Consider the following 14,817-nt stretch of genomic DNA (forward strand, 5'->3'; position numbering starts at 1 on the left):
GAATGATAAAAAGAGAGAGAAAGGGCATATACACTGCACAGCACATATATCCTCCAGATCCGTGGAGAATAACAGAGAAGCAGTTTTATCCCGAACTAATCGGCCTTGGGGAAACTATCTTCTGCACCTCAAACGGCTACATAGGAATGCGGGGCGCCTTCGAAGAGGGGAACCCGAGCTACCAGAACTTCACCATAGTAAACGGCTTCCACGAAACATGGCCCATCATATACGGAGAGGAAGCCTTCGGGTTCACCAAAATGGGGCAGACCATAGTGAACGTTCCGGACTCAAAGATAATCAAGCTCTATGTAGACGATGAACCCTTTTACCTGCCAACCGCAACCCTCCTCCATTTCGAGCGATTCCTCGACATGAGAAACGGCGTGGTAGAGAGAAATCTTATATGGGAAATGTTCTCGGGAAAACAGATATCTATAAGGTCGAAAAGGCTGGTCTCCATGGAACATCGCCACCTGGCCGCCATATCTTACGAAGTAACGGTTCTCAATGACAAGGCTCCCGTAATCATATCTTCGGAAATAATTGATCACGAAAACTACGCTGAAGGGAATGAGGAACAGCCGGACCGCGGCAATGGAGGAGACCCGCGAAGGGCCAGCAGACTTGAACATCGAGTCCTCGAACCCCGCCTGAACGATGTGCGGGACACGAGCGTGATTCTCTGCCACTCGACCCGAAACAGCAAGATGACGATAACATCGGGAATTGAACACACGCTCGAGACAAACTGCGATTACTCCCATACGAGCAAAGCGGCAGGCGACCGCGGAAAAGTGGTTTTCATGGTTGACGCCCGAAAGGGAGAACCGATAAGTCTTACAAAGTACATGACCTATCACACCACTAGAACCGCGCCGCACACAAACGAGGAACTTCGAGAAAGAGCCAGACGGAGCCTTAAAAGAGCCAAGAAGTTCGGGTTTTCGAATCTGCTTGAGGGACAGCGCAATTATCTTGACAAATTCTGGGAAAGAAGCGACGTATGCGTGGAGATGGACAACGATGAGATGACTGTGTCCTTCCAGCAGGCGGTAAGATTCAGCCTTTTCCAGATGTACCAGTCGTCGGCAAGGGTTGAAGGAGCCGGCGTGCCGTCCAAGGGTCTTACCGGAGCGGGCTACGACGGCCATTACTTCTGGGACATGGAAATATACTTAATGCCTTTTCTTATCTATACTTCGCCCACTATCGCCGAGAACCTTCTCAAGTTTCGCTACAGCATGCTTGACAAGTCTAGGGAATACGCAAGAAGGCTTAACCAGAGAGGAGCGATGTTTCCTTGGAGAACCATAAACGGGGAGGAGGCTTCAGCTTACTACGCTGCGGGAACCGCGCAATACCATATAAACGCCGACATAATCTACGCGCTCAAAAAATACGTTAACGTCACGGGAAATCATGATTTTGTCCCCAAGTACGGGGCGGAGATCCTGATTGAAACGGCGAGGCTCTGGAGCGATATTGGATTCTACTCGAACTCGGGAGAAAAAAAATTCGAAATACACGGCGTTACCGGCCCGGACGAGTACAACACCGTGGTAAACAATAACACCTACACTAATCTCATGGCCCGCGAGAACCTAAGACTCGCCGCAGCCACGGTTGAAAAACTCGAGGAAACCGAACCCGAACTTTTTAAAAGCCTCGCCCACAAAACCAATCTCCAAATCTCGGAAATAGAGGACTGGAAAAATGCCGCCGAGCATATGTACATACCGTATGACGAAAAACTCGGAATACACCCTCAGGACAACTATTTTCTTGAGAAGGAAAAATGGGATTTTGAAAACGTCCCGGAAGACAAGTATCCCATACTGCTCCACTACCATCCATTGGTCATTTACCGCCACAAGGTAGTCAAGCAGTCGGATCTTGTGCTTGCGATGTTTCTTCTTGAAAAGGAGTTCTCGCAGGAAGAAAAAAGACGGAACTTTGATTACTACGACCCTCTTACAACCGGGGACTCTTCACTTTCGGCCTGCATACAGGGAATAGTTGCCGCCAAGGTCGGACATATGGACAAGGCGATGGAATACGCGGAAAACGCAGTTTTCATGGATCTGGGAGACATGGGACGAAACACCGTTGACGGCTGTCACATAGCCTCCATGGGAGGAACGTGGATGATGTTTGTGTTCGGATTCGCCGGGCTCGCCAACAGCGGGCAAAAACCCGAATTCATCCCCAATCTTCCCCAGGAAATGCTTAGGCTCAGCTTTTCCGTCTCAATCTTGGGCAATCTGATAGAGGTGGACATAAACCACTCGGAAACCAGATACACGCTTAAAAATGGAAACGGAATAGCTCTTTCCCATGCGGGAGCCGATTTTGAAATTTCACCGGAGAGCCCAACATTCGTAGCAGATATCTGAAAAACCGCCGCGTTTCCGTCCCAAAACGCGGAATCCGATACAAATGGGCTTTGAATTTGAGAAAAAGGTAGGGCTGGAAGCAGTAACAAAAGCGGCGAAGGTCTGCGTAAGAATGAGCGGGAAACCTGAGTTCCGCGAAGCGCTTTACAAAACGGATGGTTCCCCAGTAACTCTTGCGGATTTTTTTGTGCAGGCGTTAATAAACGAAAAACTCACAGCCGCTTTTCCTGAAACTCCCATAGTCGCCGAGGAAACCTCGTTTTGTCTCGAGGGCAGTTGCGGAGAAAAACTCAGAAAAAATCTTGAGAAACTTCTGCCCGGAAAAAGTCCGGACGAAATATTCCGTGCGATCAACAGGGGAAACTATGGGGGCGGAAACCACGGCAGGTTTTGGACGCTTGATCCGATTGACGGAACAAGAGGGTTTCTCGCGAAACGCCAGTACGCAATCGCGCTCGCGCTTATTGAGGCCGGAGAGGTAGTTCTTGGAATCCTAGGGTGTCCGGAATTGGGACCGGATGCAAGAAACGGTACAGGTCGGGAGAAGGGATTTGTGTTTTTCGCCGAGAAGGGGCAGGGTTCCTATCAGGCGGCACTTTCGAACGGTTTACAGACGAGTATTTCGGTATCGGGAATCGCAAGAACCTCGGAGGCCGTCATGTGCGAATCGGTCGAAGCTCCGGATTCATCCTATGAATTCTCGGGGAAAATCTCCCGCTTTCTCGATATAAGCGCAGGACCTGTAAGAATGGACAGCCAGTGTAAATATGCGATCTTAGCCAGAGGAGATACTTCCATCTATCTTCGCCCGCCGCCGCGAAAAGATTACAAGGAAAATATATGGGACCACGCTGCGGGATACATAATCGTCAAGGAAGCTGGAGGAACAGTCACCGACTCCTCAGGTAAACCGCTGGATTTCTCCGTCGGCAAAAAACTTCTCGAAAACAAAGGAGTCTTAGCAACGAACGGCGCCATCCACGAAGCGGTCCTGCAGGCGGTAAAAAAAACCGTTTCCAAAAGGAATAAGCTAATAGACCAAGTTTCTCGCGAATAAAACCCCGAGTTGCTTTAATCGGGGTTGTTTAAAAAAATTATCGCTGCCCACAAATACACCGTAATTATAACGATGGAAAGAATCACCCTGTAGACTACAAAAAGAGTGAATGATCTCGTCCTCACGTAACCCAGCAGAAATCGGATGGCAAGAAGAGCCGACAGAAAAGAGGTCGCTACACCGAGAACGAAAGACCATCTGAACATCTCCGTGTATCCGATATGCCTTATCTCGAAAACCCCCGCCGCAACTATTACAGGTATGGCAAGGAGAAATGAGAAACGCGCAGCTTCTTCTCTTTTGTAGTTTCTGAAAAGCCCTCCGGTAATCGTAACGCCCGCTCTTGAAGCTCCTGGCAGAATCGCAAATGCCTGCGCCACGCCGAAAAAAAGCGCGTCCGCGAGGTTCATGTCCCGAAGAGTCTTGGTTGCGGTCGTTTTCCTGTCGGAGATGTAGAGAAGTATCCCGAAACCCAGAAGAAATGCGGCTATAAGAACAGGGTCGCGAAGCATCCCTGAGGCGTAGTCCTCGAACAAAAACCCTACCACAACAGCGGGCAGGGTAGCGATCACGAGGTAAACTCCGATTTTTCCATCTTGGCGACCTTCAAAGGAAAAAGATCTCAAGCCGTAGAAAAAATCCCGTATGATAAGCGCAAGCTCTCCCCTGAAGCAGCAAAGGATCGCAAAGAGGCTCCCTACGTGAAGCGCCACCGTGAAAGGAAGGCCTTGGTCCTGCCAGGAAAAAAGCCACGGAACCAGAAACAAGTGGGCTGTGCTACTTACGGGGAAGAATTCGGTTATTCCCTGTATGAGTCCGAGTATTATCGACTGCGCTATCTCCAATTTTTAGCTCCCTGTGACACCGTTTTCTAAAACGCCTCTGAGATAAAAAGCCGTGTGCGAACCGCTTACCCCGCATATCTCCTCCGGAGTGCCGCAGGCAACAAGCTCTCCACCGTCTTCTCCGCCCCCGGGACCGAGATCAATCACGTGGTCCGCACACTTTATGATGTCAAGATTATGCTCTATGACAACCACGGTGTTTCCGAGGTCCACGAGCCTTTGTATTACCGAAACAAGCTTCTGTATATCGTCGAAATGAAGCCCAACCGACGGTTCGTCAAGTATGTAGAGGGTCTTTCCAGAGGCTTTTTTTCCAAGTTCCCTAGCGAGCTTTATGCGTTGCGCCTCCCCTCCGGAGAGAGTGGTTACCCGTTGCCCGAGCCTTACGTAACCGAGCCCGACTTCGTTCAGCAACCTGAGCTTCCCTGAAATCTTCGGTATGTTCTCGAAAAAATCCGCCGCCTCTTCTATGGTCATCTCTAGAACATCAGACATGTTCTTTCCCTTGTACTTGATCGCCAGGGTCTCGTCATTGTACCTCTTTCCTCCGCACACCTCGCACGTAACATAAACATCGGGAAGAAAGTGCATCTCGATCCTGACGGTTCCGCTTCCTCGGCACCCCGGGCAACTTCCCTGAGAGAGGTTAAAGCTGAACCTGCCCGGCCCGTATCCCATCACCTTCGACTCGGGAAGCATTGAGAAGATTTTTCTTATCTCGGTGAGCACGCCGGTGTAGGTTGCGGGATTCGATCTCGGGGTTCTGCCTATCGGGCTCTGATCGACCTTGATGACCTTGTCCAGATTTTCGGTACCGATGATCTCTCCGTGCGGAGCCGCGCGATTTTTGCTCCGGTTAAGTTTTCTTGACAGGCCATGATAGAGGGTGTCAACTACGAGAGTGCTTTTCCCCGAGCCGGAAACTCCCGTGACGCATATGAATGTTCCGAGGGGAAAATCAACGTCAATTTCCCTGAGATTGTTCCCTAAAGCCCCTCGAACCCCGATCCGGGTCCGGGAGGAGCGTCTCGAACCGGGCACCGGGATCCTCTTTTTGCCCGAAAGGTATCTTCCGGTAACCGAACCGGCGCACCGGGAAATTCTCCCGACGCTTCCAGAGCAGACAACCTCGCCTCCGAGTTCTCCTGCTCCCGGACCGACGTCAAGCACGAAATCAGCGCTCTTTATGGTTTCTTCGTCATGCTCGACAACGATCACGGTGTTGCCCATGTCCCTTATGCTCTTTAACGTCTCAACGAGCTTTTTGTTATCCTTCGGGTGAAGTCCTATGGAAGGCTCGTCAAGCACGTACGTTATTCCCGTAAGTTTCGATCCCACCTGGGTTGCGAGCCTCACCCTCTGAGCCTCTCCGCCCGAAAGGGTCGGCGCCGTGCGGTCAAGACTCACGTAGCCAAGTCCTATGTCCCCGAGAAAACCGAGCCGGGAGGATATCTCCTTTATTACCTCCCCGGCGATTTTTCCCTCCCTCACGGAAAGTTCAAGCGACTCGAAGTATGGGGCGAGATCGCAAACCGCCATGCCGGCAAGATCCGATATGTTCTTTCCCCTGAAAAGCACGGAAAGGGCAATCTTGTTGAGCCTGGATCCATCGCACTCTCTGCACGGAACCGTTCTCATGTATTTCGAGAGTTTTTCCCGAAGCTCTTCCGAACTGGTCTGCGAGTACCATTCCGTGAGCATGCCGACGATCCCGGGGAAAGTCGCGGAGTATTCCCTTCGCCTTCCCCTCCTTGCTTTCCTGAAGCTTATTCTCTCCGTCCCCGAACCGTAGAGTATCTTTTGTCTGTGCAGTGCGGAGAGCCGGGAAAACGGAACGTCGAGCGCGAAACCGTAATGTTCGGAGAGTCCCTCTAGTATCCGGGCAACGTATTTTGAATCCTCAAACGGCTTGATCGCTCCTTCGTGAAGAGACTTCCCAGCATCTTCCACTATGAGTTCGGGATCGAAAAACGTTTCGAATCCAAGCCCCTGGCAGTTAACGCATGCGCCGTAGGGACTGTTAAAGGAAAAAAGCCTGGGGGATATCTCCGGGTAGTTTATCGCGCAGCGGGAACAGGAGAAATGTTCGCTGAAAGTGAGAGTCCTCCCACCTTCGATCTCGCATTTCAAGAGCCCGCCCGATCTTTTAAGGGCAAGGGACACCGCTTCTGAGAGCCTTTTCACCGAATTTTCCCCACGCAAGACTATATTGTCCACCAGAAGTTCAATAGTGTGCTTTTTGTTGCGGGAAAGCTCTATGTCGTCTTCAAGGTCATAGGTCTCTCCGTCGATTCTAACCCTGACAAAACCTTCCCTTCTCATGTCTTCAAGCTCTTTTCTGTATATTCCTTTTCTTCCCTGAACTACCGGGGAATATACGGACACGGGTTTTCTGCCCGCTTCCTCGCGGATTCTCTCAATCATGCTAGAAGGGGTCTGTGAAGATATAACGTCACCGCACTCATAGCAGTGCGGCTCTCCGATCACGGAAAAAAGTACGCGCATGTAGTCGTATATCTCCGTTATGGTCCCGACGGTCGAGCGGGGGTTCCTGTGAAAGGTCTTCTGATCTACCGAAACGGACGGAGAAAGGCCCTCGACGAAATCGACATCCGGCTTGTCAAGTTTCTCGACAAACTGCCTGGCATAGGAGGAAAGCGACTCCATGAATCTTCTCTGCGCCTCGGCAAAAAGTATGTCGAAAACCAGAGAAGATTTCCCCGAACCACTCACTCCCGTGACAACCGTGAAGCTGCGCCTCGGTATTTTGACGTCTATGTTCTTAAGATTGTGCTCCCGCGCACCGATTATGCTAATGAACTTCAACCTGAAGGCTCCCCTAGGAAAAATACGCAGATAAAATTACCCGATACCGGGGGAACCGTCCGCCGTCTGTGCGGCTTCGGAGAGGAACCGGGTGAAAATCAGTTCGGAGAGGGGGGTCCGCTCAAGTTCGGGATGCCACTGAAAACCCATGACGCGACCGTCGGCCGACTCAAACCCCTCCACTATTCCGTCCGGGGCCAAGGCGTTTACCCTAAGACCATCTCCAACCCTGTTTATTGCCTGGTGGTGGTAACTTTTTATCTCGAATTCCTTTTCTTCCGTGAAACCGCCGAAGACCGTGTCCGGAAGAACCGTGACGTCGTGAACCTCGCCCCCTTCGTGACAAAGCGCGTCGGGCAAAAGCGCTCTTATGTCCTGGTGTATCGAGCCCCCGTGGAAAACATTTATAAACTGCATGCCTCCGCATATCCCCAAAACCGGCACGTCTTTTTCGAGAGCAAGGCGAAGGACGCTGAATTCCGTTTCCGTTCTCTCGGAACTCATGGGATTTATGGCAGGATGCGGGGATTCGCCGTAGAATTTTGGGTCCATGTCCCTTGAACCCGGTATCAAAAGCCCGTCAATTGCGGAGATTATATTGAGCAGAAAATCCGAGCTTGAAGCTTCGGCAACCGTGGGAATCAGGACCGGGGCACCGCCGTAGAACTCAACCGCCTTCGAGTAAGCGGATTCTATAAGGTTTGATTTGTCCTCAAGATCAGTCGTTATGCCGATAAGCGGTCGTGCCTTCATGTGCTCCTTTTCAAAGAGTTTTCTCTTCCGGTTTAAAGGGAAGCGCCGCCGACCATGGCTTCAAGCCTTGCGACTCTCTCTTCCGTAGGAGGATGGGTGCTGAAAAGCTTTGCGAAACCTCCCCCGATCATCGGGCTCACTATCATCATGTGCGCCGTGCTCTCGGCCGCCTGCTCGCTTACCTGAAGGGGAACTCTCGACGCTCCAGCCTGAAGCTTCCTGAGCGCGTCGGCAAGATAGAGCGGATTTCCGCATATCTCGGCCCCGGTCTTGTCCGCTCCGAACTCCCTGGTTCTTGATATAGCCATTCTCACGATCATTGCCGCCATCGGGGCTATAATGGCCATAGCCAGAAGTCCCAGCATCCCTCCGCCTCTTCTGTCACCGCCTCCCCCTCCTCCGAAAATGGCCGCAAACTGCGCCATGTAGGCGAGGTAGCTGATAGCGCCGGCGATTGTCGCCGCCACGGAACCGATCAGGATGTCTCTGTTTCTTATATGGGCAAGCTCATGGGCGATTACGCCCTTAAGTTCGTTTCTGTTCAAAAGACGCATGATTCCCTGAGTGACCGCTACAGCCGAGTGGTGGGGATCCCGACCCGTGGCAAAGGCGTTCGGGGCCTGTTCGGGGATTATGTAGACCCGGGGCATTGGAAGTCCCGCTATCTGGGCAAGTTCCTCGACATCGGAGTAAAGGTCAGGCGCGTTGTCCCTTCCGACCTCGCTTGCTTTGTACATCTTGAGAACGATCTTGTCGCTCCACCAGTAGCTCACGAAATTCATAACTCCCGCGAGAACAAGTGCCACTAAGGCACCATTTTTGCCCCCTATCATGCCCCCTACCCAAACCAGAATGGCAGAGAGAAAAGCAAGCAGAAAAAGACTTTTAAGAGTATTCATCTTCTAAAAATGCCTCCGAAATATTTTCCAAACCCAAAGAAAAACGATGGGCTCCTCTTACAAAAAATATAATAATACTGGTGATAGTAAATTCAATGGAAAGAAGTATTTCCCAAGTCAAAACGTGATTTTTAGTCCTCCCGGTTTTCCGAAAGGAATCCCTGCAACTTCACAAGCTATCCGCAGTCTCTTGAGCTTGTCTCGATTTGCCACATTAGTACACAACCACCAGCCTGGGAGGATTTCTTCAGCTCTGTCAAACTTAATCATATCCTTACGGTCCTGAGACAACCATTTCTTCTTTCTGCCCGCAGTCTGCGGAGCTAAGCGCATAATGAAACCCTTGTCCTTAGCGACGAGAATTTTCATAATCCTCACATATGCTCTTATAGGCTTGGTCTCCGTGTATCTTTCGTTCAACAAAAAATACTGAACCTCTTTCCTAGATACTTTTTTGGGTTTTTCCGGTTTAGGTTTTCGTAGCTTCTTTCGAGAAGCATTTCCTGATTCTGATTCAATGTTTTTGATGTTCTTAAGGAACTCCTTCACATCCGACCTTGCCGGAGCATATCCAGAGGAAATCTGCGATGTTTCCTCGATAAGCAGAGTAACAAGCTTGTCAGAAGAACCGTACAGCAGATTTCCCCAAGCCACGGAAATGTTTTTTTCAGTCTCAATGCTTCTAATCCTTTGATTGTGATCACGCTCCGCATTCTCTTTAGCTTTTCCTGAGCGTGTATTCTCAAAGGATAAATAACGGACCAGGCCATTAATTATTTCTTCGTGCGAATGTTCCCCAAAATCCAAAGTACGGACAAGCCTTTCCTCAAATTTTCCCGGAACCATTGGAAGATAGAACCTCCAATGTCTTCCGTCAGTGAGAACAGCCAGTGGAGCACCCGCAAAAAACGCATATTTAAAAAGCTGGTGGTCAGCATCCAGATTTCCTTCGGCTTTGACTTCAATTATGCATCGCAGACCTTCCCCGCTACCCTTAGAAATTTTGAGGCCGTAATCAACCTTGAGTCTATCAAGCGGATATTGCGGACAAACATAATCCGGGCTGTGTATGTCCCAACCCAGATGTCCAAGAACCGGCAGAACAATCTGCACACTAACGGACTCTTCGCTTGGGTAGGAACCTAGTCTGCCTTTTATTGAAGATACAAATTCTAGAAACTCGGGAGATATCATTTCACGAAATTCTAACAATTGTATGGGGTTCGGTCAATCTTAACATGGGAGAACTGCAACTAGTGAACATTAAGAAAATGGTAAACATTTAAGCTTCAGTTTTAACTTCTTAGTTAAAATATGATGGCTTTTTTCGACATATACCATGGCTGTGTATAGTTTCTGAGCACAATGGCAAATGATATTCTTCAGGACATCACAGATCAAATAGAAGACTTTTCTCAGAAATATGGCTATAAACTCGGCTGGAGATTTTTGACCTGTTCAAAATCCATTTTGGAAACCAACCCTAAAATAGTCTTCATCAATTTGAATCCTCGAGGGCGCAAACAACGCCCTGAGCATCAATTCATCAGTTGTGAGAACGGTTCACCCTATTTATGTGAAAGATGGGGTGACAATAGACCCGGAGAAGACAACTTACAGATACAGATACAAAAGATGTTCGGCAAAATTTGCGAGAAGACAAATTATAGCGGCAGTAATTCCGCCTTTATTGAAGTTGCCTTGTCCGGCTACTTCGTGCCTTTTAGATCGGCAAGCTTGCAAGATCTAGAACATGAGGAAGAAGCATTTGTTTTTGGAGAGAAATTATGGTCAAAGATATTGCGGTCTATTCAGCCGCCAGAGTTGTTTGTGTGCATTGATCGCAAAACGACCAAACACGTCAGAAAAATAATCGCAACCACCTACAATAACCTGCACGAAGGTAAACAGTGCGAATTAGAAACAGGCTGGGGTAACATCTCCGCCGAAATTTTTGAGTTCGGAGAGACTGCCAAGACCAGACTTTTGCGGCTTCCTCACCTCTCCAGATTCAAGTTGTTTACAAGTGAACAGTGCAGAGAAAAAATTGACAATATCTTTACGCGGTTCTGTCGTAAGACTTAACCTCCCGAATAAAAGCTCGAATAAATAACCCTAGAAAACTCCAAAGCTGTCTTTCGTTTATCCGTCAGGCCTTAGCAGTTATAATTGGCGTTGGAAATCACTTGAGTGATTTAGAAAAATGTCTCTTTTAAACTCAAAAAAATACGAAGTGATAGTGATCGGAGCCGGTCACGCCGGGTGTGAGGCGGCACTCGCCGCAGCCAGAATAGGCTGTACGACCCTGGTTCTCACGGCCAATATAGACACAATCGGGCTCATGTCGTGTAACCCCTCCATAGGGGGCGTCGGAAAAGGTCACTTGGTAAAAGAGATAGACGCGCTTGGCGGGGAGATGGGAAAAGCCGCAGACACCGCGGCCATACAGTTCAGAAGACTCAACACCCGAAAGGGCGCGGCGGTGCAGGCAACCAGAATACAGGCCGACCGCCAAAGCTACAGAACCTACATGAAAAAGGCTCTTGAGAGCGAAGACAACATAGAGATAAAGCAGGCCATGGTCGAGGAATTTCTGGTTGACGGTAAAAAAGTCGCAGGGGTTAAAACCGCCCTTGGGGAAAGATTTTTTTCAGATACCGTCGTGGTCACCCCCGGAACTTTTCCTGGTGGACTCATACACATAGGCCTTACGCGGATTTCGTCCGGCCGTGCGGGGGAAGCCGCCGCGGGAGCCATATCGAATTCTTTTGCGGATTTGGGTTTCACGACAGGCAGGCTCAAAACCGGAACTCCTCCGCGCTTTGACGGAAGGACCATCGAGTGGGACAAACTTGAGAGGCAGGACGGGGATCAGGACCCTGTGCCTTTTTCCTTTTCCCCGGGAAAAATCACAACTGAGCAGATGCCATGCTACATCACTTACACTAACGAAGAAACCCACCGCGTTATAAACGAAAACATCGACAAGTCCCCTCTTTACTCCGGCCTCATAAAGGGAATAGGACCAAGGTACTGCCCATCGATAGAAGATAAGGTGGTTAAGTTTCCCGATCGGAACCGTCACCAGATATTTCTCGAACCTGAGGGAAGAAATACTTACGAAATCTATCCCAACGGAATTTCAACCAGCCTTCCCATTGAAGTTCAGCACGAGTTCTCAAGAACCATGGAAGGACTTCGCAACGTGGAGATAATGAGGCCGGGATACGCGGTCGAATACGACTTTCTCGACCCCACGCAGCTTGGTGCTACTCTTGAATCAAAACTCCTCGAAAACATATTTTTCGCAGGACAGGTAAACGGAACCACGGGCTACGAGGAGGCGGCAAGCCAAGGACTAATAGCGGGAATAAACGCAGCGCTTCGGATAAAGGGGAAGGATCCTTTCGTGCTCGGACGCTCGGAGGCCTACATAGGAATTCTGATTGATGATCTGGTCACAAAAGGAGTCGATGAACCTTACAGGATGTTTACCTCAAGGGCGGAATACAGACTTATATTGAGGGAGGACAACGCTGACCTAAGACTCGGGGAGCTTGGACACACAATAGGACTTCTCAGCGACGAGCGGATCGAGGGATTCCGCGCCAGGAAAACCGCGCTTGAAAACGAACTCGCAAGGCTTGAGAGCGAGAAGGTGGTTCCAAACGAGAAAACAAACAGGATTCTTGAAAATCTCGGTTCACAGAGAATCAAAAAGCCCCAAAGCCTAAAAGAGATACTCAGAAGACCCGGGTTCACGTATGAAATGCTGGGCTTTATAGACTCCTCAGCGAATCCGGACATCTCCCCGAAACTCGGGGCGCAGATAGAGATGGAAGTAAAATACGAGGGTTACATAAAAAGACAGAGAGAAGAAGTCGGGAAATTGCAGAAATTCGAGAACATGAAAATCCCGGAAACCTTCGAGTACAAAAACATCCCGGGACTTTCAAACGAAATTGTTCAGAAACTCTCAAGAGTAAAACCCGAATCGGTAGGACAGGCAAGTCGGGTTTCAGGTATAACTCCCGCCGCTATATCAGTACTGCTTGTTCATATCAGGAAAACGCGGGGGCTTGAGCAGGAAGCTCAGTTGAAATCAAGTTCCCCGTCGTAAAAGCCGTCGGCCCCTTCCATCTCCTCAAGCTCCTGCTCGTAAAGTTCCATGGTGTCGCAGTCGCTTCCGATGTAACCGGAACCTTCGGGATCCTGCATCATCTCGACAAGATCTCTCACTTTTTTATCATTCCTTCTATTAGCCATTTGGTCCCCCCTGTAAAAAATTTTACATAGATTATAGGAGCAGTTTTCACAAATGCAACAGTCTCGACAAAAAAAATAGTTGCCGTTGACGGCTCGATGCAATCACGACGGCATCCCGTTCGTCTTTACTAATGTAAGTAGACACTTTAAAGGAGATACTCAATATGAAGAGCATAATGGGAATACTGGTTTTTCTGGCTTTCGCCTTGACCGCCTCTGCCGCCGATGACCCAAGCATAAAAGGAGAGAAACGGCACGCGATCCAGATAGCGATGCAGGAGCATATTGACCACAACACGGTGAACGGACATTATGTCCTGTATGACGCAGTCACGGACGACCTCCTCAAGCTCAAGCTCACAAAGCTGCATGACGGAATCGTGAAAAAGGCCGACTACTACGTCAGTTGCGCGGATTTCCACGACCGCAACGGCGTCTATTTCGACCTTGATTTTCTGGTGATTGAAAAAGACGGCAAGTTCCAGGCCTTACAGGGTATCGTACACAAAGTCGGGAGCGTCAAACGGAAGTATCATTTGGAAAGCTAGACTGGCCACAGGAATATAGGAACTTCCAAGCGGTGGGGGACAGCCCTGCCTGCATGAAGCCATGCCAGCACCGCCATCACTCAATGAAGAAGAGCTGTTACAGAGTGGATTCCGGTATGCCTACGCACTCACTCATCACCATCACGATGCTGAGGACTTGGTGCAGACGGCTTGGCTTAAGTTACATCAGCGGTATAGCGAAGTGAAAACGAAGGCTCTTTTTTTCACAACTATCCGAAATCTGTACATCGACCAGTACCGCAGACGGAAACGCGTCCGGTTTATCACGCTCACAAGCGAACACGAGAGTCTCTCGGCTTCCGCCGCCGCCACTGGGGAAGACACTAAGGTCGCCATAGATCAGATGCTTTCCAAATTGCGGGATATCGAGCGCGAAGCCCTGTTTCTGCATATCGTGGAGGGCTACTCGGCCAATGAAATTGCCACGCTGACCGGCAGGCCTCGGGGAACTGTCCTGAGTCTCATACATAGAAGTAGGAAAAAATTGACTGCCTTAAATACGGTCGACTGAACATCATGAAGAACTTGGAACAAGAACTCAAGAACTACTATCGAAGCAAGCGCCTTGATTCGCACAGGGTCACGGCAATGCAAGCCTCCGTCAATGAGATGGGAAGAACGCGCCACAGTGTCTCTTATCTTATCCCAATTGCCGCGGTAATATTGCTGACAATCGGAATTGGGCTGTGGCTGCACATTAGTACGGACAGCGGCCTTACCCATCAGGTGGTCGCCGAAATCGGACACAATCACCGCCAACACGGCGCACTGGTGGTGAGATCAGACCAGTACGGCGTTGTGCAGAACGCACTCAGCGAGTTGGACTTTCCCCTCCAGCCCCGCCGTGACAATCTGGTTCGGGATTTCCTTCTCATAGGCGGCAAGTACTGCACCATCCAGGGGTTTCAGGCAGCTCAATTGAAATTGAACCACCGCAAAAGCCAGACTATCCACACCTTATATGTTTTGCCGATTACCGATAACATAAAAGATGTCGAATCAGGAATATATAAAACGAACGGTGTGCAAGTAGAATTGTGGACTGACCAGCTGTTGCTCTACGGCCTTGCCCACGGCCAATAATCGAAACTGGGAGTTGGGCAAAATAGTCTTAGTCGGTCTGCATCAAGTTATCTAATTGAAGTATTAGGCCGAACTTCATTTGCCAAAACAGCGTTTTGATCAATAACGACGGGGGGATTGTGC

13 protein-coding genes are annotated in these 14,817 nt (G+C 49.6%); 7 read left to right on the top strand and 6 right to left on the bottom strand.

What is annotated here, in order from left to right; genetic code table 11:
- Positions 1-2 precede the first annotated feature (2 nt).
- Positions 3-2,396: a glycoside hydrolase family 65 protein gene (locus OXG75_03365; protein ID MCY3625025.1), complete on the top strand. Its 2,394-nt coding sequence runs from the start codon at positions 3-5 to the stop codon at positions 2,394-2,396.
- Between the two features lie 43 nt (positions 2,397-2,439).
- A complete protein-coding gene (locus OXG75_03370) occupies positions 2,440-3,453 on the top strand; it encodes a 3'(2'),5'-bisphosphate nucleotidase (GenBank protein MCY3625026.1) in 1,014 nt (337 codons plus the stop codon).
- Between the two features lie 14 nt (positions 3,454-3,467).
- Here the strand turns inward: OXG75_03370 and OXG75_03375 are convergent, their stop codons facing one another.
- From OXG75_03375 to OXG75_03395, 5 genes are all read right to left on the bottom strand, one after another.
- Positions 3,468-4,298: an undecaprenyl-diphosphate phosphatase gene (locus OXG75_03375; protein MCY3625027.1), complete on the bottom strand. Its 831-nt coding sequence runs from the start codon at positions 4,296-4,298 to the stop codon at positions 3,468-3,470.
- A gap of 3 nt (positions 4,299-4,301) precedes the next feature.
- On the bottom strand, positions 4,302-7,124 hold the full coding sequence (gene uvrA, locus OXG75_03380) for an excinuclease ABC subunit UvrA (protein MCY3625028.1): 2,823 nt from the start codon (positions 7,122-7,124) through the stop codon (positions 4,302-4,304).
- A gap of 36 nt (positions 7,125-7,160) precedes the next feature.
- Positions 7,161-7,877: a gamma-glutamyl-gamma-aminobutyrate hydrolase family protein gene (locus OXG75_03385; protein MCY3625029.1), complete on the bottom strand. Its 717-nt coding sequence runs from the start codon at positions 7,875-7,877 to the stop codon at positions 7,161-7,163.
- A 32-nt stretch (positions 7,878-7,909) separates the two neighbouring features.
- Entirely contained in the window at positions 7,910-8,776 is an 867-nt protein-coding gene (gene htpX, locus OXG75_03390) for a zinc metalloprotease HtpX (protein MCY3625030.1), read from the bottom strand.
- Between the two features lie 117 nt (positions 8,777-8,893).
- Complete coding sequence (locus tag OXG75_03395) at positions 8,894-9,970, bottom strand: hypothetical protein (protein ID MCY3625031.1); 1,077 nt, start codon at positions 9,968-9,970, stop codon at positions 8,894-8,896.
- 171 nt (positions 9,971-10,141) lie between these two features.
- Here OXG75_03395 and OXG75_03400 point away from each other — a divergent pair, with 171 nt between their 5' ends.
- Together OXG75_03400 and mnmG are read left to right on the top strand one after the other, a co-directional pair.
- Entirely contained in the window at positions 10,142-10,861 is a 720-nt protein-coding gene (locus OXG75_03400) for a hypothetical protein (GenBank protein MCY3625032.1), read from the top strand.
- A 118-nt stretch (positions 10,862-10,979) separates the two neighbouring features.
- The gene (gene mnmG, locus OXG75_03405) at positions 10,980-12,896 is read left to right on the top strand and encodes a tRNA uridine-5-carboxymethylaminomethyl(34) synthesis enzyme MnmG (GenBank protein ID MCY3625033.1); all 1,917 of its coding nucleotides are present in this window, start codon (positions 10,980-10,982) and stop codon (positions 12,894-12,896) included.
- Here mnmG and OXG75_03410 read toward each other — a convergent pair.
- The gene (locus OXG75_03410; protein ID MCY3625034.1) at positions 12,869-13,042 is read right to left on the bottom strand and encodes a hypothetical protein; all 174 of its coding nucleotides are present in this window, start codon (positions 13,040-13,042) and stop codon (positions 12,869-12,871) included. The genes mnmG and OXG75_03410 overlap by 28 nt on opposite strands.
- Before the next feature lie 164 nt (positions 13,043-13,206).
- Between OXG75_03410 and OXG75_03415 the strand changes: the two genes are divergently transcribed.
- The 3 genes from OXG75_03415 to OXG75_03425 all read left to right on the top strand — a co-directional run bounded on the left by OXG75_03415 (position 13,207) and on the right by OXG75_03425 (position 14,694).
- A complete protein-coding gene (locus OXG75_03415) occupies positions 13,207-13,590 on the top strand; it encodes a hypothetical protein (protein ID MCY3625035.1) in 384 nt (127 codons plus the stop codon).
- Positions 13,591-13,651: 61 nt separating this feature from the next.
- Positions 13,652-14,122: an RNA polymerase sigma factor gene (locus OXG75_03420; GenBank protein ID MCY3625036.1), complete on the top strand. Its 471-nt coding sequence runs from the start codon at positions 13,652-13,654 to the stop codon at positions 14,120-14,122.
- Positions 14,123-14,127: 5 nt separating this feature from the next.
- Complete coding sequence (locus OXG75_03425; GenBank protein ID MCY3625037.1) at positions 14,128-14,694, top strand: hypothetical protein; 567 nt, start codon at positions 14,128-14,130, stop codon at positions 14,692-14,694.
- Positions 14,695-14,817: the final 123 nt, after the last annotated feature.

It is taken from the genome of Candidatus Dadabacteria bacterium, from assembly GCA_026705445.1.
Lineage (GTDB): Bacteria > Desulfobacterota_D > UBA1144 > Nemesobacterales > Nemesobacteraceae > Nemesobacter.

Coding starts and splice junctions, on each gene's coding strand:
- OXG75_03365 (MCY3625025.1), top strand. CDS start 3: ATGATAAAAAGAGAGAGAAAGGGCATATACACTGCACAGCACATATAT.
- OXG75_03370 (MCY3625026.1), top strand. CDS start 2,440: ATGGGCTTTGAATTTGAGAAAAAGGTAGGGCTGGAAGCAGTAACAAAA.
- OXG75_03385 (MCY3625029.1), bottom strand. CDS start 7,877: ATGAAGGCACGACCGCTTATCGGCATAACGACTGATCTTGAGGACAAA.
- htpX (MCY3625030.1), bottom strand. CDS start 8,776: ATGAATACTCTTAAAAGTCTTTTTCTGCTTGCTTTTCTCTCTGCCATT.
- OXG75_03395 (MCY3625031.1), bottom strand. CDS start 9,970: ATGATATCTCCCGAGTTTCTAGAATTTGTATCTTCAATAAAAGGCAGA.
- OXG75_03400 (MCY3625032.1), top strand. CDS start 10,142: ATGGCAAATGATATTCTTCAGGACATCACAGATCAAATAGAAGACTTT.
- mnmG (MCY3625033.1), top strand. CDS start 10,980: ATGTCTCTTTTAAACTCAAAAAAATACGAAGTGATAGTGATCGGAGCC.
- OXG75_03410 (MCY3625034.1), bottom strand. CDS start 13,042: ATGGCTAATAGAAGGAATGATAAAAAAGTGAGAGATCTTGTCGAGATG.
- OXG75_03415 (MCY3625035.1), top strand. CDS start 13,207: ATGAAGAGCATAATGGGAATACTGGTTTTTCTGGCTTTCGCCTTGACC.
- OXG75_03420 (MCY3625036.1), top strand. CDS start 13,652: ATGCCAGCACCGCCATCACTCAATGAAGAAGAGCTGTTACAGAGTGGA.
- OXG75_03425 (MCY3625037.1), top strand. CDS start 14,128: ATGAAGAACTTGGAACAAGAACTCAAGAACTACTATCGAAGCAAGCGC.